Annotated in this window: 15 protein-coding genes; 5 read left to right on the top strand and 10 right to left on the bottom strand. The window is 69.4% G+C overall.

Translation table 11 applies throughout. The features are described from left to right. Window positions 1-90: 90 nt before the first annotated feature. The 5 genes from GVL03_RS12920 to GVL03_RS12900 form a co-directional block, all read right to left on the bottom strand. Window positions 91-2,475, bottom strand: coding sequence for a glycosyl hydrolase 53 family protein (locus GVL03_RS12920; protein WP_159501418.1), 2,385 nt, complete (start codon window positions 2,473-2,475; stop codon window positions 91-93). A 30-nt stretch (window positions 2,476-2,505) separates the two neighbouring features. After that, window positions 2,506-3,375 carry a sugar ABC transporter permease gene (locus GVL03_RS12915; protein WP_159501417.1) on the bottom strand — a complete coding sequence of 290 codons (870 nt, stop codon included), beginning with the start codon at window positions 3,373-3,375 and terminating at the stop codon, window positions 2,506-2,508. Continuing rightward, entirely contained in the window at window positions 3,375-4,985 is a 1,611-nt protein-coding gene (locus tag GVL03_RS12910) for an ABC transporter permease subunit (protein ID WP_159501416.1), read from the bottom strand. The genes GVL03_RS12915 and GVL03_RS12910 overlap by 1 nt, the downstream gene beginning before the upstream one ends. A 58-nt stretch (window positions 4,986-5,043) precedes the next feature. Then, window positions 5,044-6,261, bottom strand: a complete 1,218-nt coding sequence (locus GVL03_RS12905) for a maltose ABC transporter substrate-binding protein (RefSeq protein ID WP_159501415.1) — start codon at window positions 6,259-6,261, stop codon at window positions 5,044-5,046. A 121-nt stretch (window positions 6,262-6,382) separates the two neighbouring features. After that, window positions 6,383-8,404, bottom strand: a complete 2,022-nt coding sequence (locus GVL03_RS12900) for a beta-galactosidase (protein WP_159501414.1) — start codon at window positions 8,402-8,404, stop codon at window positions 6,383-6,385. 179 nt (window positions 8,405-8,583) lie between these two features. Between GVL03_RS12900 and GVL03_RS12895 the strand changes: the two genes are divergently transcribed. Then, window positions 8,584-9,600 (top strand): LacI family DNA-binding transcriptional regulator, encoded by a 1,017-nt coding sequence (locus GVL03_RS12895; protein ID WP_159501413.1) that lies wholly within the window; start codon window positions 8,584-8,586, stop codon window positions 9,598-9,600. Between the two features lie 275 nt (window positions 9,601-9,875). Continuing rightward, window positions 9,876-10,352 (top strand): helix-turn-helix domain-containing protein, encoded by a 477-nt coding sequence (locus GVL03_RS12890; RefSeq protein ID WP_159501412.1) that lies wholly within the window; start codon window positions 9,876-9,878, stop codon window positions 10,350-10,352. Here GVL03_RS12890 and GVL03_RS12885 read toward each other — a convergent pair. The 4 genes from GVL03_RS12885 to GVL03_RS12870 all read right to left on the bottom strand — a co-directional run bounded on the left by GVL03_RS12885 (window position 10,337) and on the right by GVL03_RS12870 (window position 14,230). After that, window positions 10,337-10,933, bottom strand: coding sequence for a hypothetical protein (locus GVL03_RS12885; protein WP_159501411.1), 597 nt, complete (start codon window positions 10,931-10,933; stop codon window positions 10,337-10,339). The two genes, GVL03_RS12890 and GVL03_RS12885, sit on opposite strands and share 16 nt — an antisense overlap. A 458-nt stretch (window positions 10,934-11,391) precedes the next feature. After that, on the bottom strand, window positions 11,392-12,414 hold the full coding sequence (locus GVL03_RS12880) for an FtsX-like permease family protein (RefSeq protein ID WP_159501410.1): 1,023 nt from the start codon (window positions 12,412-12,414) through the stop codon (window positions 11,392-11,394). Between the two features lie 59 nt (window positions 12,415-12,473). Continuing rightward, entirely contained in the window at window positions 12,474-13,100 is a 627-nt protein-coding gene (locus tag GVL03_RS12875) for an ABC transporter ATP-binding protein (RefSeq protein WP_159501409.1), read from the bottom strand. Next, window positions 13,088-14,230, bottom strand: coding sequence for a hypothetical protein (locus tag GVL03_RS12870; RefSeq protein WP_159501408.1), 1,143 nt, complete (start codon window positions 14,228-14,230; stop codon window positions 13,088-13,090). Before GVL03_RS12870 ends, GVL03_RS12875 begins: the two co-directional genes overlap by 13 nt. Before the next feature lie 339 nt (window positions 14,231-14,569). Between GVL03_RS12870 and metG the strand changes: the two genes are divergently transcribed. Both metG and GVL03_RS12860 read left to right on the top strand, forming a co-directional pair. Continuing rightward, window positions 14,570-16,144: a methionine--tRNA ligase gene (metG, locus tag GVL03_RS12865; RefSeq protein ID WP_159501407.1), complete on the top strand. Its 1,575-nt coding sequence runs from the start codon at window positions 14,570-14,572 to the stop codon at window positions 16,142-16,144. A 5-nt stretch (window positions 16,145-16,149) separates the two neighbouring features. Continuing rightward, on the top strand, window positions 16,150-17,034 hold the full coding sequence (locus GVL03_RS12860; RefSeq protein WP_235038155.1) for a TatD family hydrolase: 885 nt from the start codon (window positions 16,150-16,152) through the stop codon (window positions 17,032-17,034). 405 nt (window positions 17,035-17,439) lie between these two features. Here GVL03_RS12860 and GVL03_RS12855 read toward each other — a convergent pair whose 3' ends face one another. Further along, window positions 17,440-18,897: a sugar porter family MFS transporter gene (locus GVL03_RS12855; protein ID WP_159501405.1), complete on the bottom strand. Its 1,458-nt coding sequence runs from the start codon at window positions 18,895-18,897 to the stop codon at window positions 17,440-17,442. Window positions 18,898-19,030: 133 nt separating this feature from the next. On the opposite strand from GVL03_RS12855, the gene rsmA reads away from it, so the two are divergent. Next, on the top strand, window positions 19,031-19,873 hold the full coding sequence (rsmA, locus tag GVL03_RS12850; RefSeq protein WP_159501404.1) for a 16S rRNA (adenine(1518)-N(6)/adenine(1519)-N(6))-dimethyltransferase RsmA: 843 nt from the start codon (window positions 19,031-19,033) through the stop codon (window positions 19,871-19,873). Window positions 19,874-19,880: the final 7 nt, after the last annotated feature.

Here is a 19,880-nt window from a genome sequence, read left to right as displayed (position 1 = left end):
TCTCACTTGTGCAGCGGAATGCCGGTTCTGAGATGCTCAAGTGAGACACGGATGGTGCGGCGGCGCCCGTCTGAGGGGGCGGCGCCCGTCTCAGGTGCGGCGCGTGCGGCGACGGGCGGCGAACAGGGCGAGCGAGCCCACGGTCAGCAGCAGCGTGGCCGACCACACGATCGGGGCGGGATCGGGCTGTCCCGTCGAGGCCAGGGGAGCGGAGGCCGCCTCGCCCGCGCCCGCCGAACCGCCGTCCGCGATCGGGCCGCCCGGACCGGGGCCGGTCGAACCGCCGCCGGAGCCGTCGTCATCGCCGCCCCCGCCGTCGACGGCGACGAGCGCGTCGAGGGCCTCTGTGAGGAGTGCGGCGGCCGCGTCCAGCCGGTCGGCCGCGGGCGCCTCGGCGCTCAGCACGAAGCGCGCGATCCGCACCGCGTCGTCGACGGCGGCGAGAGACGCCGGCGTGTACGCGTCGCGGTCGAGGGCGTCGGCGCGGGCGATGAGGGCCTCGAGGGGCGCGACGTCCGAGACCGCGCCGCCCACCCGGGTCAGGGCGAGGTCGTCGATCGTGCCCCACGACCCGGCGGAGAGGGATGCGCCCACCCGCACGGTCACGGTCTCGCCGTCGGCGACGTCGATCATGCCGGCCGTCGGCGTCGACCACTCCCGCCAGCCCGACAGCGCGAACGGCGCGTCTGCGCTGGCGCCGCCGCTGCTCTCGACGATCAGCCGCACCGAGCTCGCCGCATCCTCGCCGTCGCCCTGGAGGGCGCCGCTCGCGCGGTACTCGCCCGCCGGAAGCCCCGTCACGGTCTGCGAGAGCTCGAACGCGTACGCGGCGTCCGAGTAGAAGTGCGCCGAGCGCTCACCGGTGCGTGGATCGTCCGTGGCGCGCAGCGTCAGACCGGCGCCGGTGACCGTCCACGGCGACGTGTCCGGGTCCTCGAAGCCGGGGTTTCGCAGGTGGTTCACCGCGGTGACCGTCACGGTCGCGGTGGTCGCGAGGCCGGCCGTCGTCGTGCCGGTGAACGTGTAGGTGCCGACCCCCGAGATCCACTCCGTCCCGGGCGTCCAGGCGACCGCCTGCTCCTCGGACGTGCCGTCGTTGTACGAGACCGCGACGGTGGCCGGCAGCGCGACCGGGTCGCCCTCGGCGACCGAGAGCACGACCGTGGCCACATCCGTCACCTCGCGCGGGGCGACCGCGCCGGTGCGCACGTAGGAGAAGACCCGCAGCGACTCGAGTGCCATGCCGTCGTGGGCGAACAGCGCCTGGTTGTCCCACGCGGAGCCGCCGTACCACCGGCCGGCGTCGTGCGGGTCGTACTCGCCCGCGAAGCTCGACGCCCAGCCGGATCCGTCGCGCTCCCACAGCAGCCTGTTCTGCTCGAGCTCCTCGGGCGGGCCGACCGGCAGCCACGCCGGCTCCCAGTAGTAGACGCCGATCCCGGCTGCGCCCACGTCGGCGACCGCCTGCACGACGTCGCGCACCGCGGTGGCCTGTCCCTGCACGCTCACCGGGTACTGCGTGGCCTCGGACGGCAGGTCGATCACGTTGCCGTGGCCGTCGCCGTCCTCGAGCGTGTACGCCCACGAGGTCTCGGCGACCATGACCTGCTTGCCGTAGATGTCGGCGATCTGCCGCAGCACGGTCGTGAGATTCGCCGGCGTGCCGTGCCAGAACGGATAGTAGGACGACGCGAACACGTCGTAGTCGACGCCGCGCGAGGCCAGCTGCGCCGCGATGTCGGCATAGGCGCCCGCGCGCTCCGGGTTCGTGAAGTGCAGCGCGACGAGCGCGTCGGGCGCGGCGGCGCGCACGGCCGCGGCGCCGGCGGAGAAGATCTGCGCCATGCCGTCCCAGCCGGTCACCCCGGCGACGCCGTTGTTCGTCTCGTTGCCGACCTGCACCATGCGTACGTCGACGCCGGCGGCGGCGAAGTCGGCCAGTGCGTCTGCGGTGAAGGCACCGACCGCATCCGCCCGCTCGCCGGTCGTGAGCGCGGTCCACGCCTTGGGCGCCTGCTGCTTCGCCGGGTCTGCCCAGAAGTCGGAGTAGTGGAAGTCCACCAGCACGCCGAGACCGGCGGAGGTCGCGCGCTGGCCGATCTCAACCGCGCGCGCGACGTCGACGTCACCGCCGCCGTAGCCGTTGCCCGCCGCGTCGAACGGGTCGTTCCACACCCGCACGCGCACGTCGCTGACGCCGGCATCGGCGAGCAGGTCGAACAGGTCGCCCGGGGCGCCGGTCTCGTCGCGGAACACCACCCCGGACGCCTCGAGCGAGAGCACGGACGACACATCGACGCCGGTGATGAAGTCGGCGGACAGTCCCTCGACCCGCGGCACGGTGACCCCGGCCGGCACCGGGTCGTCGGGGGCGGCGGTCGCCGGGGGCGCCGCGGCGAGGGCCGCGGCGCCGACCACGAGGGCGGCGAGGCCCGCCAGAGCGGCACGGAGGGAGCGGGGGATGCGGCGTTGCATGGGAGTCCTTTCCGGATCGGGCAGTGCGGGTCAGCCCTTGACGGAGCCCTGGGTGAGCCCGCCGACGATGTAGCGCTGCAGCGAGAGGAACAGCGCGAGGACGGGGATCGCGGCGATCACGGCGCCGGCGGCGAACAGCCCCCAGCGCGAGGCGAGCTGGTTCGACACCCACTGGTACATCCCGACGGCAAGCGTCCAGTTGTCCTCGGAGGTCAGCACGATCTTCGCGAGGATGTAGTCGCCGAACGCGGAGATGAAGGCGAGGAGCGCGACGACGGCGAGGATCGGCATGACCAGCGGCATGATCAGGCGCCAGAAGATCTGGGCGTGCGTCGCGCCGTCGATCTTGGCCGACTCGTCGATCTCCATCGGGATCGTGTTGAAGAACCCGTACATGAGGAAGGTGTTCGCGCCGAGGGCTCCGCCGAGGTAGACGCAGATGAGGGTGAGCTTCGAGTTGATGCCGAGCGCCGGGACCACCTCGCCGATCGCCAGCAGCATCAGGAAGATCGCCACGAAGGCGAGCGCCTGCGGGAACATCTGCACGATGAGCAGCGACGTGAGGCTGATCCGACGGCCGGTGAAGCGGAATCGCGAGAATGCGTAGGCGGCCGCCGCCCCCATGATGACGGCGCCCACCGCCGAGATGCCCCCGATCAGCAGGGTGTTGCCGACCCATGTCCAATAGCTCGTCTGGCCGAGCGCGGCGAAGTTCGACAGGTCGAAGGCGCTGAACAGCGCCGTCGAGCCCGAGAGCGTGCCGCGCGGGTTCAGCGCCGCCGAGACGACGTACAGGAGCGGGAAGACCGCGTAGAAGACGACCACGGCGGCGAAGAGGTACTTCCAGCCGACCTCGAGCCACCAGCGGCGGCGACGGGCGGGAGTGCGTGTCGTGGACATCACTGGTACTCCTCGAGCTTGCGGGTCTGGCGGAAGGCGATCGCCGAGATGATCCCGACGACGATGAACACGATGATCGACAGGGCGCTCGCGAGTCCGTAGTCGGCAGCGCCGCCGGCCACGCCCGAGACCCGGTAGATCGCGGAGATGAGGATGTCGGTCGAGCCGAGGCTGTACGGCGCCCCGGGGATGGGGGGACCGCCGGCGTTGAACATGTAGATGACGGTGAAGTTGTTGAAGCTGAAGGCGAACGACGAGATCGCCAGCGGCGCGGTCGACACGAGCAGGAGCGGGAGCACGATCGCCCGGAACTGCCGCCACTTGCCGGCCCCGTCGATCGAGGCGGCCTCGAGGGTGTCCTTCGGGAGCGCCTGCAGGGCGCCGGTGCACACCAGGAACCAGTACGGGAAGCTCAGCCACACGTTGATCCAGAGCACCGCGGCCTTCGCCAGCCACGGGTCGCCCAGCCAGTTGATCTGGCTGCCGAAGAAGAACAGGTCGTTGATGACGCCGAACTCCGCGTTGAACATGCCGCGGAACAGCAGCGCCGACATGAACGCGGGGAACGCGTAGGGGAGGATGATCAGGGTCCTCAGGTATTTGCGGGCGCGCACCCGCGGGTCGTTGAAGACGATGGCGAAGACGAGTCCCAGCGCGAAGCTCAGCACGACCGACCCGATCGCGAAGGCGAACGTCCAGACCGTCACCGAGAGCAGGGGCCCGGCGAGGGATGCATCGGTGAACACGCGCAGGAAGTTGTCGAGACCGACGCCCACGTACCATCCGGCCGGCAGACGCGAGCCGTCCTCGGCGACGAAGCTGCCGGTGGCGTCATCGGCCGTGTACACCGTGCCGTTCACGGTATCGGTGATGGTGCGCGCCTCGTCGTCCCACAGCATGGTCGGTGTGTAGACCAGCCCGGAGGATCCGTCGCGCGTGCGGATGGAGCCGTCGTTCGGATCGTCCGACACGGGCACGCGCAGCGCCTCGATCGTCGCCTGCAGGCTCTGGTCGGTCAGCAGCTGCGCCCGGGGCACGATCGTCCAGCCGAAGACCTCGTCGGGCGCGTCCCCGGCGGGGGCGGACCCGGTCTCCTCGAGCGGCTGCGTCTCGGTGCCCACCAGCACGTCGCCGCCGTCGTTGATCGCGAAGCCGTACTCGCCGAAGCGCTCGACGACCGCGAGCGGGTAGGTCGCCGACCCCTCGACCCGCCGTTCGCCCTGGATCAGCGCGGCGTCCACCGCCTGCTCGACCGATCCGGCGTGACCGGTGCCGTAGTTCGTGAACGCGATGTAGGCGGTGTAGCCGAAGACGAACACCTGGAAGACGAGCAGGAACACCAGTCCCGGCATGAGGTACTTCAGGGGGAGGGCGCGGCGCGTGAAGTAGACCACGTCCGCGACCAGCAGCAGCACGACGGCGACCGTGAGGATGAGCCAGGACTGCACGCTCAGGGCGGAGATGATCGCCATCACGCCCAGCGCGTTCACGAGGGCCATCAGGACCACCTTGACGATGAACCCCCAGCCGGGGCCGCGCCAGCCGCGCGCGTGCGACTCGCGCGGCGGCTCGTCGGGGAGGGCCGTCTGCGCGGCTTGCTGCACCGTCATGTCTGCTCCTGTCAGAGGAAGGGGGCGGGGCGGGCGCCGGGCACGCCCCGCCGTCCGGTCAACCCGCGAGGGTTCCTTCGAGGTCGGTGATCATCTGCGTCCAGGTGCCGACCGGGTCGGCGCCGTTGACGATCTGCGCCTCGGCGGCGTTCCAGAAGTCCCACACCGACCCCATCTCGGGGATCGAGGGCATCGGCACGCCGTTCTGCGACGACGCGAGGAAGCCGGCGATGATCGGGTCGGAGGCGACCTCCTCGGCGAGCGTGCTCCACGCCGGGATGCGGGGATCGGCGTCGTACAGCGCGCGCTGCGCGTCCTCGGTGCCGAGGTAGTTCACGAGGAACTCCTGGGCGAGCAGCGCGTTCTTGCTCTGCGAGCTCAGATAGAAGCCCTGCACGCCCACGAAGGGGGCCGCCGGCTCGCCGCCGGCCGAAGGGATGGGGTTCACCGCGAGGTCGACATCGGGGAAGGAGCTGATCGCCCACGGGCCCTGCACGGTGTACGGCGCCTTGCCGGACGCGAACAGCTCGTTGTTGATGTCGTAGTCGATCGTGGTCGACAGGTAGCCGGTGCCGGCCGAGCCGTTGGCGTGCAGCCACTGCGCGAAGGCCTCGCCGCCGGCGCCGCCCATGCCGACCTCGTTCGTGTACGAGCCGGTGTCGTCCTGAACGAACACGGGTGCGCCGAACGAGGTCTGGAAGCCGTACATCGTGTAGCCGTCCCCGGTCTCTCCGGCGGTGTTGATGACGAACGGCCGCTCGGTTCCGGCGGACAGGCCCCGCTGGATCATGTCGTCCCACGTGGCCGGGGCCTCGGCGCCGACGAGGTCGACGTTCTGCACGAGCGCCACGGTCTCGAGCGAGTACGGCAGTGCGTACAGCTGGCCGTCGTAGGTCATCGCCTCGAGGGCGACCGACTCGAACTCCGACGCCTTGTCGCCGAGGTCGATCGTGTCGACGACGCCGGCGGCCACGAGCGCGCCCAGCCAGTCGTGCGAGCCGACGGTGATGTCGGGGCCCTCGCCGGTGGGCACCTGGGCGATGAAGTCGTTGCGGAGGTCCTCGAAGTTCTTCTGGACGAGGGTGATCGACGCTCCGGTCTCCTCCTCGAAGGCCGCGGCGGCGTCGGAGATGGCCTGCTCGCGCTCCGCGTCGGTCCAGATGACGAGCTCGGCGGACCCTCCGGCGGTCTCCTCGGAGGAGGTTCCGCCGGAGCACCCGGCCAGCAGGAGGGCGGACGCGGCGGCCGCGACGCCGATACCGATGATCTTGCGCATGGACGTGTTCCTTTCAGAACTCTAGGGTCGAGGCGCGCTGTCATCGACGTCGCGCCGTTACGACCGGTGGAGGGGCGTCCGCCCGGTCGGCGGGCGCCCTGGTGCGGGGATGCCGACGCTGTCAGTGGCGGCCCCCGAGGGACGGATGGGTGCGGACGACGGCGACGCCGCCCGCGCGGACGGTGAGCCCGTTGTCCGAGGCGGTGCCGGTGAGCAGGTCGGTGCCCGCGAGCGCGAGCGTCGCGGGCGCGTCCGCATGGTTGACGACGACCACGTAGTCGGCCGCCTCGCCGTGGCGGCGCACGACCTCGAGGCCGGCGGGGGTGCCGGCCGGGGCGATCCCCGCATCCGCGTAGACCTCGCGCAGGACGGCGGCCAGGCCCGCCGCGTCCGGGCGTGTGCTCACGTACCATCCCGTGCCGTTGCCGTGGCGGTGGCGGGTGATCGCGGGCCGGCCGGGCGCGGGTCCGTCGAGGTAGGCGGCGCGCACCTCGGCGCCCACGAGGACGAGGTCCTCCGTCCAGGCGTCGGCCTCCAGACGTTTCCCATCCCAGTCGACGCCCGCGGTCGTGCCTTCGCGCAGCGGCAGGAACTCCTCGACCCGCACGCCGAGCGCGGTCTGCAGCGGCGCCAGATATCCGCCCTCGTGCACCGCGTCGTGCTCGTCGACGACGCCGGAGAAGTAGGAGACCACGAGGGTCCCGCCGCCGGCGACGTACCGCGTCAGGTTCTCGGCGTCGGCGAGGGTCAGCAGGTACTGGGCGGGGGCGACCACGAGGCGGTACCCCGAGAGGTCGTGACCCGGCAGCGCGAAGTCGACCGTGATGCCGTCGCGCCAGAACCGCTCGTAGTAGGCGCGGATGCGCTCGTCGTGGTCGAGCAGGTCCGACGGGCGCCATTCCAGGTCTTGCGCCCAGAACGACTCGAAGTCCCACAGGATGGCGACATCCGCCCGGACGCGTGAGCCGCGCACCTCGGCGAGCCGGCCGAGGCCTTCGCCGAGGGCTACGACCTCGCGGAACACGCGGGAGTCGGTGCCGGCGTGCGGCAGCATCGACGAGTGGAACTTCTCCGCGCCGGAGCGGGAGGCGCGCCACTGGAAGAAGAGGATGGCGTCGGCTCCGCGTCCGAGGTGGGTGAGGGAGTTGCGGGTCATCTCCCCGGGGCGCTTGGCGACGTTCTGCGGCTGCCAGTTCACCGCCGAGGTCGAGTGCTCCATGAGGATCCAGGGCTTGCCGCCGCCGACCGACCGGGTGAGGTCGGCGGCGATTGCCAGCCCGATCTCACCCTCCGTGTCGGGTGCCCAGAGATAGTGGTCGTCCGACACGATGTCGACCTCGCGCGCCCAGGCCCAGAGGTCCGTGGTGTGACTCTGGTTGGCCATGAAGTTGGTCGTGATCGGTTGCGCGGCGTGTGCGCGGATGGCGTCGCGCTCGGCGACGAAGCAGGCGCGCAGCTGGTGATCGGTGAATCGAGCGAAGTCGAGGCGCTGGGCGGGGTTGACCACGGAGGGGGCTGCGGCGGGTGCGCCGACGTGCTCCCACTCGCCGTAGTGCTGTCCCCAGAACGCGGTTCCCCAGGCGCTGTTCAGTGCCTCGAGTGTGCCGTACCGGGCGCGGAGCCACTCCCGCCAGGCCACCACCGCGTGCGGTGAGTAGTCCTCGCCGACGGGCACGCCGTACTCGTTGTGCACGTGCCACAGGACGACGGCCGGATGCCGACCGTACCGCCGGGCCAGCTCGGTCGCGATGCGGACCGAGGCTCGGCGGTAGGCGGGCGCGGAGTGCGAGGCCATCCCGCGCGACCCGAAGCCCATGACGGCGCCCTCACGCGTGACGACCCGGGCGTCGGGGTGGCGGGCGAAGAACCAGGCGGGGGGAGAGGCGGTGGGGGTGCCGAGGTCGACGCTGATGCCGTTCTCGTGCAGCAGGTCGATGACCTCGTCGAGCCATGAGAAGTCGAAGACGCCCTCGGAGGTCTCGAGCAACGCCCAGGAGAAGATCCCGACGCTCACGAGGTTGACCCCGGCCTCGCGCATGAGGGCGACGTCTTCGCGCCAGGTCTCGCGAGGCCATTGCTCGGGGTTGTAGTCGCCGCCGTAGGCGATCGCCTCGAGCTCGGGCCAGGGGGGTGTCGCCGACATGACGCTCCATCGGGTCTGGGGTGCCGTCCCGTCCAGCTCGGACTGGGACCGGTCACAGTCTCGGTCGCCCGGATCCGGCCGTGCAAGGCCGTGACCGTTTCGTTACCGAACTGTGACCGGTCACAGTTCGGTCGTCGGCAATCGTGCGGATCGGCCCCGCCGGACGGTAGAGTCCTCGCGTGGAGGAGACGACGACAGTCCGGCGGCGCCCGACGATCAGGGACGTCGCGGCGGCCGCCGGCGTCTCCCGCGGCACCGTCTCGCGCGTGATCAACGGCGGGCACTGGGTGTCGCCGGACGCGCGGTCGGCGGTGGAGGATGCGATCCGCCGCACGGGATACACCGCCAACCATCACGCCCGCAGCCTCGCGACCGGCCGCGCCGGCTCGCTGGCGTTCCTGCTCACCGAGCCACAGCACCTGCTGTTCGCAGATCCGACGTTCTCGCTGCTGCTGCGCGGCGCCGCCGAGGCGCTCGCGCAGCGGTCGATGACGCTCGTGCTGCTCGTCGCCGGCACGCCCGAGGAGCGGGCCAACGTCACCCACTTCGTGAGCGCGGGGCACGTCGACGGCGTGCTGCTCATCTCCTCCCACGAGTCGGAGCCGTTGCTGGACGCGCTCCTCGTGGCCGGCGTGCCGACCGTCTCGTGCGGCCTCCCGCTCGGGCACCAGGGCGACCTCGCGGCCGTCGCCGTGGACGAGGAGGGCTCCGCCCGAGCGATCACCCGGTACCTGCGAGATCGGGGCCACCGCCGGGTGGCCACCATTGCCGGCCCCGACGACACCCCGGGCGGGCGCTACCGCCTGGTCGGCTTCCGTCAGGAGATGGGGGAGGACTTCCTCCCCGAGCTCGTCGAGCGCGGCGACTACGGCCGGGAGTCGGGCGCCGCCGCCATGGCGCGGCTGCTTGAGCGCACGAGCGACATCGACGCGGTGTTCGCCGCATCCGACATGATGGCGGCAGGCGCGATCGCGACGCTGCGGAAGGCCGGGCTGCGCGTGCCGGAGGACGTCGCGGTCGCGGGGTTCGACGACTCGGGCTTCGCCGCATCCCACGAGCCGGCACTGACCACCATGCGCCAACCGTGGGACCGCATCAGCGCCGAGATGGTCACGCTTCTGCTCGAGGTGATCGACGGAGGCTCGCCGCGGACGGTGACGCTGCCGACCGATCTCGTCGTGCGCGAGAGCGCCTGAGCGCCGCATCCGGCCCGCCCAGAATCGTCCCCGTAGCCGACGGGCTGCTGGGCAAGGCAGCCGCGAGTGGCATAGGGCTCGTCGGCGCTTGCCGGACATTGATCTCTTCTGCGCGCCCCGCGACCGACAGCCCTCGGTCTGTCATTCTCGGAGGCCGATGGGCATAGTAGTTGATGTGCAGATTCATGGATACGTGCGGGCGGCGGAGGGTGAAGATCACTCCGCGCTGGTCGGTCGTGTTGAAGCTCTGGTAAGCGCCGGCGCACAGTCGATGGTTGTTTGACCGGCCGCGCCCTGCACGGCTGTCCCAGAGGCCCGGATGGAATCAACTGCTGGGTGCGGCTGAGACCGGTGCTGTGGTGGTCGTCGACCGTCCTGAAGTGAATTTCGGCAGTTTGCACAACGTCGTGGACGCGGTGGTTGCGATCACGGAACGGGGGTTGCACCTGCGCAGCATCTCGATTCCAGCGTTGGATACCACCTCGTCCGGGGTTCGCCTGTCAGATGTGTTCGCGCTGCTTCACCAACTCCGTTCGGCTTCGATGTGTGAAAGCACGACTGTGGGAATCGCGCAGTCCCGCGCGTCTGGAACACCGGTTGGTAGGCCGCCTATCGGGGCTGAAAAGCGTGCACAGGTACTGACCCTCGCCGACCAAGGCATATCCGCCCGACACAGCGCGACGATTGTAGGTGTAGGACGATCTACTGTTTCCCGCATCCTCGCACGCGAGGCAGCTCAGTACGAAAAATAAGGCAGGGTAGGGTACAACTCCTCGATCAGGTCGGTCGCGCAGGATATGAACTGAGGTTCCCACCCCTTCTCTGCCTGGTCCGGGATCATCTCCTCGTGATTGGTCGCACCATCTCGTATCTGGTATCCGGCGTCGTTCATGCAGGCGCCCACGGCGACACGCAGCGCATCGTCCATGACCTCTTGATGAGTGGCTTTATACATCGCCGGAACTTCGTTCATATACGTCATTCGGCATTCCATCTCATCAGCGTTATACACGTCAATGCTGCGTCCCGACGGGTCTGCCTGCACGATCACCGACAATCCATTGAGTGGATTCAGGGTCAGATCAGAGACGGCATACCCGCGCCCGATCATGCAATCGGCGTACCCGCGCGCCGCGTCCCAATTCTCATCCTCTGTCACGACTCCGTCAGCGAAGATCTCCGCCGCGAAGGTGTCGCCTTCGCGGCGGAGATCCTCGCCGCGCTGCTTGATGTCCTCGGACGACCAGGTCGATTCGGAGTCGGGCGAACTGCCGCACGCCGCGAAGAGGAATGTGCCGGCGGCCAGCGACACAACAATCACCGTGCGTCTCACGTAGTGCCCGAACTCGTTCCCCACGTGTGGTAACCGCCGTAGAACGTCCCGCTCGTCACGACAACCACGACCGAATCGTAGGCGGTGCTGAATCCCACAAGTCCTCCGCCGCCGGCGAGCAAGCCTGCCCCGACGGTCTGCTTGCTGAGGCACAAATTGCCGCTCTCCGCCGTCGAGGCCACCGCGCCATTGCCCGCCCCTGCGCGAGGGTAGCTGGCGCTGGTCGCGGTTCCCGTGCAGCCAGGCGCTGCCCCCACCGTCCCGGTGCCGAATGCCATAGCTGGTACTGCTGCTCCGACGGTGATCACTCCCACCAGTGCGGCGATTCCCAGAAATTTCTGCCTCAGTCGCATGTCTACCCCCTGCGTCAGTACTGCAATGATTGGCGGGGTGGATTCGCCCGCCCTCGACAGGGAACATATTGAGGGGAGACCGACTCAAAACAGCTGACCAATTCATCAGGCCCCTTTCAGCGCGTCGGTCGGTTTTGTCGAGAGAACGATCAACGTGACGACCGGCGGAGTCACTGCAACGCCAGCAGCGAAGAACCCGAGCGAGGCGATCCCGAACGGCAAGAACACGCCCGAGATGTGCAACGCGCCGTAGACGCCGAGCCCGATCGTGACGCCTGCCGCTGCCGGGGCAGCAGCTAATGCCAGCCACTCCGCGGTGATCAGGGCGAGGATCTGCCCACGGGTATAGCCGAGAATGCGGTAGAGCGCGAACTCTTGGCGGCGGGCCCACTGGATAGTGCCGGCGACCAGCATGACTACCAGCGCGCCCGCGATCCCGACGATCAACGTAAGAGTCTGCGTCGAGGGGTCCAGCGGGTCCAGTTCGTACTGATCGGCGGGGAGCACCGGAACCACGGTCCAATCCTGAGCCGGGTCGAACCACGACAACAGCAGACGCTCGACTGCAGCGCGCGTCTGCGGTTCCGCTTCGACATAACATTCGTTCACGGATCCGGTTGGTGGAGCGGGCACCAGCACAACGTCCGAAAGCCCTGAGAAGCGAGGCTGTGCGCCGGTCCCGCCCACATAACCGACCAGTTCCGCAGAGCTCGAGCCGATCTGAGCGATATACCTCCCAGATCCTGCGCCAATGATCTTCGCGGCGTTCGCTCCGACCGCGGCGACGCCAGGGATGGCATCGGGGAATGCCACTCGAACGTATCCAGGGCTGACAATGCGGACAGTGACGCTGTCCGTCGGAGCGGAAGCGAAAGCAGAGACGGTTTCCGTCATCACGGCGCCCGCACTCCTGACGCCGGAAACGCCGAGGAGCTGGTCGCATCGCGCACCTGTCATCACGTCCGCGCGACCTGAGGTCACCACGAAAACGTTCGAGCCGCGCTCCACCTGGGATTCCCATTGCGAACTCGACGAGGCAACCGACGTCCACGCAACCGCGACGACAGCGAACCCGCAGACGGTCGCGATGCTCCCTTGGAGGACCGATGACAGCCATCGTGACAGCACGGACCGATACGCCTCGTACAGGACCGTTGACGGGCGAGGCCGTCTGGGTATCCGCTCTGTCACGCACTCGCCTCCCGGATCTGACCTTCAGCAAGGGCGAGGATGCGATCAGCCCGGTCGGCGACCACCGGGTCATGGGTGGTGACGAGCACAAGAGCCCCCGCCGCCGCAGCGCGTTCCAGCGCGTCGCACACTGCAGCCCGTGAGCTGCTGTCCAGTGATGCCGTCGGCTCGTCGGCGAGGATCAATGGTGCGCGTAAGGCGATGGCGCGGGCGACCGCCACTCGCTGCCTTTCGCCGCCAGAGAGCTGGTAGGCGGGCCGGAGGGCTAGGTGCTCGATGCTCAATGCGGTCATAATCGGTGCCGCCGCTTCCTGCGCGGCGTGCCACTCGACTCCGACCGCTGACGCTCCCAATGCCACGTTCTCCAGCGCAGTACGTCGGGCCAGGAGAGGAGAGTTCTGTACGACCCATGCTGGCGCCTGGCCTGCACCCCCGATGAGGGTGACGGACCCCTCCTGCGGGCGGATGAGACCGGCGATGGTGTACAAGAGAGTTGTCTTGCCCGCTCCTGAAGGACCCATGATCGCCACCGTCGCAGGACCATCGATCCGTGCCGTTGCGTGGTCGAGGATCGCGCGTCCGCCGAGACTCACGCTGGCGCCAGTGATCTCTACAGATGGCATGAGCGCAGACCATCCCGAGGGGTGCTTGCGATGAGATCACTGCGTGTAACGTCACCTGCTACCCACGAGCTCCCCGCGTCGGATGCGGTCACGGTAACCGCCACGGACGTCACCGATGATGCCGGAGCGGCATCCGCTGCCGCGGTGGAGGCGATCACGCAGGTGCTCCCGTCAGCGTCCGTGATGATCGCTGAAGCCGGTACTCGGTACTCGCCCTCAGGCACCGGCTGTCGGAGAATCGCCAAGGTGTACGCCGTCCCGGCCGCCACTTGCGAGCGAGCCTGCTCGAATGCACTGGGGTCCACGCGAGCGCGATCCTCTTGGAGCGGTAGCTCCGTGGCGCTGATGTATAGGCGCTCGGCGGGCGCGGCGGCTGTCGGCTCAAGCCCGAGAGTCTGCTGGGCGGCATCTCCTGAACCGGTGGGAACCTGATCCGCGCTGACGAGCGTGACGCTGGCGATCGTCGCCGGTGTCGTGAGGATCTCCACACCGGCGGCGGGCGCTGGCGCCCCCACCTGTAGGGCGATCGCATCGATGGCTGCGCTGTCCGCCGGCAGGTACACGACCCATCCAGGGTCGAAGGCGGCAACCTCGCTGGCGCTCGACACTCCGATTGCCGCAGCGAGTTCGCGGACGCCAAACAGAGTTGACCAGGTGAACTCGTCCGGCCCGCCGGAGTCGTATCCGAGCGCTGCGAGCATGTTGTTCAGTGCCGTCACGTCACTGCCGGTGTCCCCGCGGACCAGGGCGCGGGTGAAAGGTACCTCTGTGTGCACGGCGATGCGGTCCACGCCGCCGATGAGCGCGAGGCGCTGCCCGGATTCGATTGTGTCGCCGGCGGTGACATGCACTGCTTGGACAACGCCCGTCCACGCGGGCGCGACGATCGTCTGTGAGGGAGCCCACGTGAGCTCGAGGCCGACTTGGCGATCTCGATCCCCCGTGCTCGGCTCCGGCGCAGTCCAAGTGTCCTCCTCCATGAGCACATCAGCAGTGGTGAGATGCATGGCGACGAGGGAGACGGCCACGACCGGCGCCGCGATCCATAGGAAAACGCCTACGATGCCCGCTGCGGCCCGCCAACGGATCGAGTTCTTCCGACCCGTGCGACGATCGAGGTGATCAGTCATCTGGTCTCCTTATGCGCTGGTCCCGGCTGGCGCCAGCCTACCGAGTGGCCCTCGACCCGTATATGAGGGCGGCCCGGTCATGGCGACCAGCCAACACCCTCGCCGTTCGTGCGGTGCAGAACCATGTAGTCGTGGTCGCCACATCGTCCACCGCTCCTGATCGAGCGCGGAGACGACGACGGCGAGGGGGTGCGGCTGCCATTGCGTGACTGTCGAGCCGACGACGGACGTCGATGCGGTGCTCGCAGCATCCGGGATGAGGCGAGGCCACAGCGCGGACGTCACAGCGCCGACGTTGCAGCGGCGGAGCGCCGCATCCGGCCCGCCTAGAATCGTCGGGTGAGCACCGGTCGTTCCTTCTACATCACGACGCCGATCTACTACCCGAGCGATGTGCCCCACATCGGGCACGGGTACACGACGGTCGCCGTCGACGCGCTCGCGCGCTGGCACCGCCAGGCGGGCGACGACACCTGGATGCTGACCGGCACCGACGAGCACGGTCAGAAGATGCTGCGCGCCGCCTCCGCCAACGGAGTCACCCCGCAGGCGTGGGTCGACAAGCTCGTCAGCGAGGCGTGGTTCCCCTTGCTGCGCACCCTCGACGTCGCCAACGACGACTTCATCCGCACCACGCAGGAGCGGCACGAGGCGGGCGTCAAGAGCTTCGTGCAGACGCTCTACGACCGCGGCCACATCTACGCGGGCGAGTACGAGGCGCTCTACTGCGTGGGGTGCGAGGAGTTCAAGCCCGATTCCGAGATCCTCGACGGCACCGGCGCGTTCGAGGGGCTCAAGGTGTGCGCGATCCACTCGCGCCCGCTGGAGCTGCTGCAGGAGAAGAACTACTTCTTCAAGCTCAGCGAGTTCCAGGAGCCGCTGCTGCGGCTGTACGCGGAGAACCCCGACTTCGTCCGCCCCGAGTCCGCGCGCAACGAGGTGATCTCGTTCGTCCGGTCGGGACTGAAGGATTTGTCGATCTCGCGCTCGGCGTTCGACTGGGGCATCACGGTGCCCTGGGACGAGTCCCACGTCATCTACGTCTGGGTCGACGCGCTGCTGAACTACGCGACCGCGGTCGGCTACGGCACGGACCCCGAGACGTTCGAGCGGCGCTGGCCCGCCTATCACGTGGTCGGCAAGGACATCCTGCGCTTCCACGCGGTGATCTGGCCCGCGATGCTGATGGCGGCCGGTCTCGACGTGCCCCGCGGTGTCTTCGGCCACGGCTGGCTGCTGGTGGGCGGCGAGAAGATGTCGAAGTCCAAGGCCACCGGCATCTCTCCGAGCGAGATCATCGACGTGTTCGGCTCGGACGCCTACCGCTTCTACTTCCTCTCGGCGATCGCCTTCGGCCAGGACGGCTCGTTCTCGTGGGAGGACCTCGCCGCGCGCTACCAGGCCGAGCTCGCCAACGGGTTCGGCAACCTCGCCTCGCGCACGATCGCGATGATCGAGCGGTACTTCGAGGGCATCGTGCCTCCGCCCGCGGAGTACGCCGAGGCGGACCTCGCCGTGCAGAAGGTCGTCGCGGATGCGGCTGTGCACGCCGACGCCGCGATCGAGCGCTTCCGCATCGACGAGGCGATCACGTCGATCTGGACGATCGTCGACGCCCTGAACGGCTACATCACCGAGAACGAGCCGTGGGCGCTGGCGAAGGACGACTCTCGGCGCGCGCGCCTGGGCACGGTGCTGTACACGGCGGCCGAGGGACTCCGTGCGCTCGCGGTGCTGCTCTCCCCGGTGACCCCGATCGCCGCCGAGAAGCTCTGGGTCGCGCTCGGCGCCGCCGAGAGCCTCGGCCGTCTGCAGGATCAGCCGGTACGCGAGGCCGGGGGATGGGGCGTCCTGACGCCCGGCACGTCGACGAACGGCCTCGAGCCCCTCTTCCCGCGCATCGACAACGCCTGAGCGTCGTGAGCGAGACGGATCCGAGCCAGTACGTGCGGCAGCGCGAGAAGGGCGCGCGGGACGTCAGCTATCCCGAGCTCCCCGAGCCGCTCGCGGTGCCCGTGTACGACAACCACTGCCACCTCGAGATCCAGGACGGCGACGACGCGCTGTCGCTCGACGAGCAGCTCGACCGTGCGGTCGCGGTGGGGATCGCGGGCGTCGTGCAGGCCGGTGGAGACATCGACTCGAGCCGCTGGTCGGCGTGGGCCGCCGCATCCCACCCCCGCGTGCTGGCGGCCGTCGCGATCCACCCGAACGAGGCGCCGCTCTACGCCGCCGCGGGCCGGCTCGGCGAGGCCGTCGAGGCGATCGACGAGCTCGCCGCCCAGCCGCGCGTGCGGGCGATCGGCGAGACGGGGCTCGACTTCTTCCGTACCGGCGCCGACGGGATTCCCGCGCAGCACGAGAGCTTCGAGGCGCACATCGCCCTGGCGAAGAAGCACGGCATCGCCATGCAGATCCACGACCGCGACGCCCACGACGCGGTGCTCGAGACGCTCGCGCGCGTCGGCGCCCCCGAGCGGACGGTGTTCCACTGCTTCTCGGGCGGCGCCGACATGGCACGCATCGCGCGGGAGCGCGGCTACTATCTCTCGTTCGCCGGCAACGTGACGTTCAAGAACGCGCAGAACCTGCGCGACGCGCTCGCTGTCACCCCGCTCGAGCGCATCCTCGTCGAGACGGACGCGCCCTTCCTCACCCCCGTGCCGTACCGCGGGCGTCCGAACGCCCCGTACCTCGTGCCGGTGACCGTGCGCTTCATGGCGGCGGAGCTCGGCCTCGACGTGGACGAGCTCAGCGCGCAGCTCGCGGCGAACACGCTCGCCGCGTACGGCTCGTTCGGCTGAGGCCCCCGGGCGGCGCCCCGAGGCCCGCAGGCCTCGTCTCGCCGCGCTCGAGCCGAGCGGTCTCGAGCGTCGACCGTCTTCGGCGCCTGAGCGAGGAACGAAGCTTCGAGACGAAGGGCGGGCGACCGGACTCTCGCCACCCCACGGAGGGGGCTCGCAGGGGCCCCGGGAAGCCGAGCCGCGGGCTTCGTCCCCCTTTGCCCGTCCGTCTCCGAGAGCTGGATCGACCGCTTTCGATGGAGATCGGCCGGCGCACCGGGACGGGACGGCGGCGTGGGGTCAGCGGCTCTCGTCGTCGAGACGCTCCTGCTCCTTCTTCTCGAGGCGGTCCTTCTCCTTCTGCGCCGCCTCGCGCTCCTCGCGGATCTCTTCGTGGGACTTCGAGTTGTTCGTCATGGGGAGATCCTAGGAGGCCGGCTGCTTCGGCGGTCGCGTGAACAGGGTCTCGGTCTTCTCGAGCTCCATGCCCTTCGTCTCGGGAACCCGCCACGCGACGTAGACGAACGACAGTGCGGCGAAGAGCGCATACATCCCGTACGTGAGGGGGAGGGACCATCCCGACATCGTGGGGAAGCTGACCGTGATGAGGAAGTTCGCGATCCACTGTGCGGCCGCGGCGACGCCGAGGGCCTTCCCGCGGATGCGGCTGGGGAAGATCTCGCCGAGCAGCACCCAGACGAGCGGGCCCCACGAGGCCCCGAACCCGACGACGAAGAGATTGGCCGCGATGAGCGCGATCGTGCCCCAGGGCGCGGGAAGCGAGACGTCGTCGCCGCTGCCCTCCGCGAACGTGAAGGCCAGCGCCATCGCGGTCAGCGACAGCGTCATCAGCACCGAGCCGGTGAGCAGGATGGGCTTTCGACCCACCCGGTCGACGAGGAAGATCGCGATGAGGGTGACCAGCACGTTCGTGACCGAGGTGATCACGCTGATCGTCAGCGAGTCGCTCTCGTCGAACCCGACCGCCTTCCACAGCGTCGTCGAGTAGTAGAAGATCACGTTGATCCCCACGAACTGCTGGAACACCGACAGGATGATGCCGACCCATACGATCGGCTGCAGTCCCAGCACCGGGCCGCGCAGCGACGCCCCGGCGTTCTTGCGGTCGGACTCGATCGCGTTCGTGAGCTCACGCATCGTCTGGTCGAGGTCCACCGTCGGCACGAGCCGGGCGAAGATCTCGCGCGCCTCGTCGGTGCGGCCCTTCGCGATGAGGTGCCGTGGCGACTCCGGCAGGGTGAACGCGAGGATGCCGTAGACCGCCGACGGCACGACGCCCACCAGGAACATCCACCGCCACGCCTCCATGCCCCACCAGAGCGTCTCCGACGCCCCGCCGGCGGTGTTCGCGAGGACCGCGTCGCTCAGCAGCGCGCCGAAGATGCCCAGGGTGATGGCCAGCTGCTGCAGCGACGCGAGGCCGCCGCGGATCTGACGCGGAGCGATCTCGGCGATGTAGGCGGGTGCGACGACCGAGGCGATGCCGATGCCGAGACCGCTCATCACGCGCCAGAGGATGAGATCCGGGATGCTGAAGGTGAGCGCCGCGCCGATCGACGAGCCGAAGAACATGATCGCGCCGAGGAACATCACCCGCAGCCGACCCCACCGATCCGACAGGCTGCCGGCGATCATCGCCCCGACCGCGCAGCCGAGCAGCGCGACGGCGACGACGAACCCCGTGAGCACGTCGCCCAGCCCGTAGTTCTCCGCGATCGAGTCGACCGCGCCGTTGATGACCGAGGAGTCGAACCCGAAGAGGAAGCCGCCGACCGCCCCGGCGACCGACAGGCCGATGGCCCTGCGCCCGTAGCTGCTGCGAATGGAGAATTCGCCGGTCGGAAGCGTCCCTGTGCTGTTCACGGTCGACCACCATAGACCCGACGCGGCGCGCGCGGCAGCCATTGACATGGCACGGTCGGAGGATCGCGGCGCGGGAGCCCCGCGTCCTCCTGCACGGTCGAGCGACCCGAAGGTCGCTGACTACAGTTGGGGGATGACCGTGCATCTGCTCGGCGCGGCCGAGATCCGCGCGCTCGCCGCCGACCTGGATCTCACCCCGACGAAGAAGCTCGGACAGAACTTCGTCGTCGACGCGAACACGGTGCGCAAGATCGTGCAGGTCGCGGGCGTCGTCGCCGGCGAGCACGTCGTCGAGGTCGGGCCCGGGCTGGGATCTCTCACCCTGGCCATCCTGGAGACCGGTGCGAGCGTCGTGGCGGTCGAGATCGACCACCGGCTGGCAGAACGCCTGCCTGCGACCGCGCGCGCGCATGGCGTGCTCGACGGAATGCTGCGCGTCGTCGACGCGGATGCGCTCCACGTGGGGGAGCTGCCGGGGGAGCCCTCGGTGCTGGTGGCGAACCTGCCCTACAACGTGTCGGTGCCGGTCCTGCTGCACTTCCTGGAGACGTTCGGCCACCTGCAGCGCGGCGTCGTGATGGTGCAGGCCGAGGTGGGCGAGCGCCTCGCGGCCCCGCCCGGATCGAAGGTCTACGGCGCGCCGAGCGTGAAGGCGGCCTGGTACGGGCGGTGGCGCCTGGCGGGCACCGTGTCGCGGCAGGTCTTCTGGCCCGTGCCGAACGTCGACAGCGTGCTGGTCGCGTTCGAGCGCGCCGCGCAGCCGCGCGCCGACGAGGACGAGCGGCGTCGCACCTTCCGGCTCGTGGATGCGGCGTTCCAGCAGCGTCGCAAGATGCTGCGTCAGGCGCTGTCGGGCGAGCTCGGCGGATCGGCGGCGTCCGCATCCGCGGTTCTCGAGCGCGCCGGGGTCGAGCCGACCGAGCGCGGCGAGCAGCTCACGGTCGAGGACTTCCAGCGCATCGCCCGCGCCCTCTGACCCGCCC

The sequence above is a fragment of the Microbacterium sp. 18062 genome (assembly GCF_902706225.1).
GTDB lineage: Bacteria > Actinomycetota > Actinomycetes > Actinomycetales > Microbacteriaceae > Microbacterium.
Note: the sequence above shows the minus strand (reverse complement) of the source record. Positions and strands in the feature narration are given on the sequence as shown.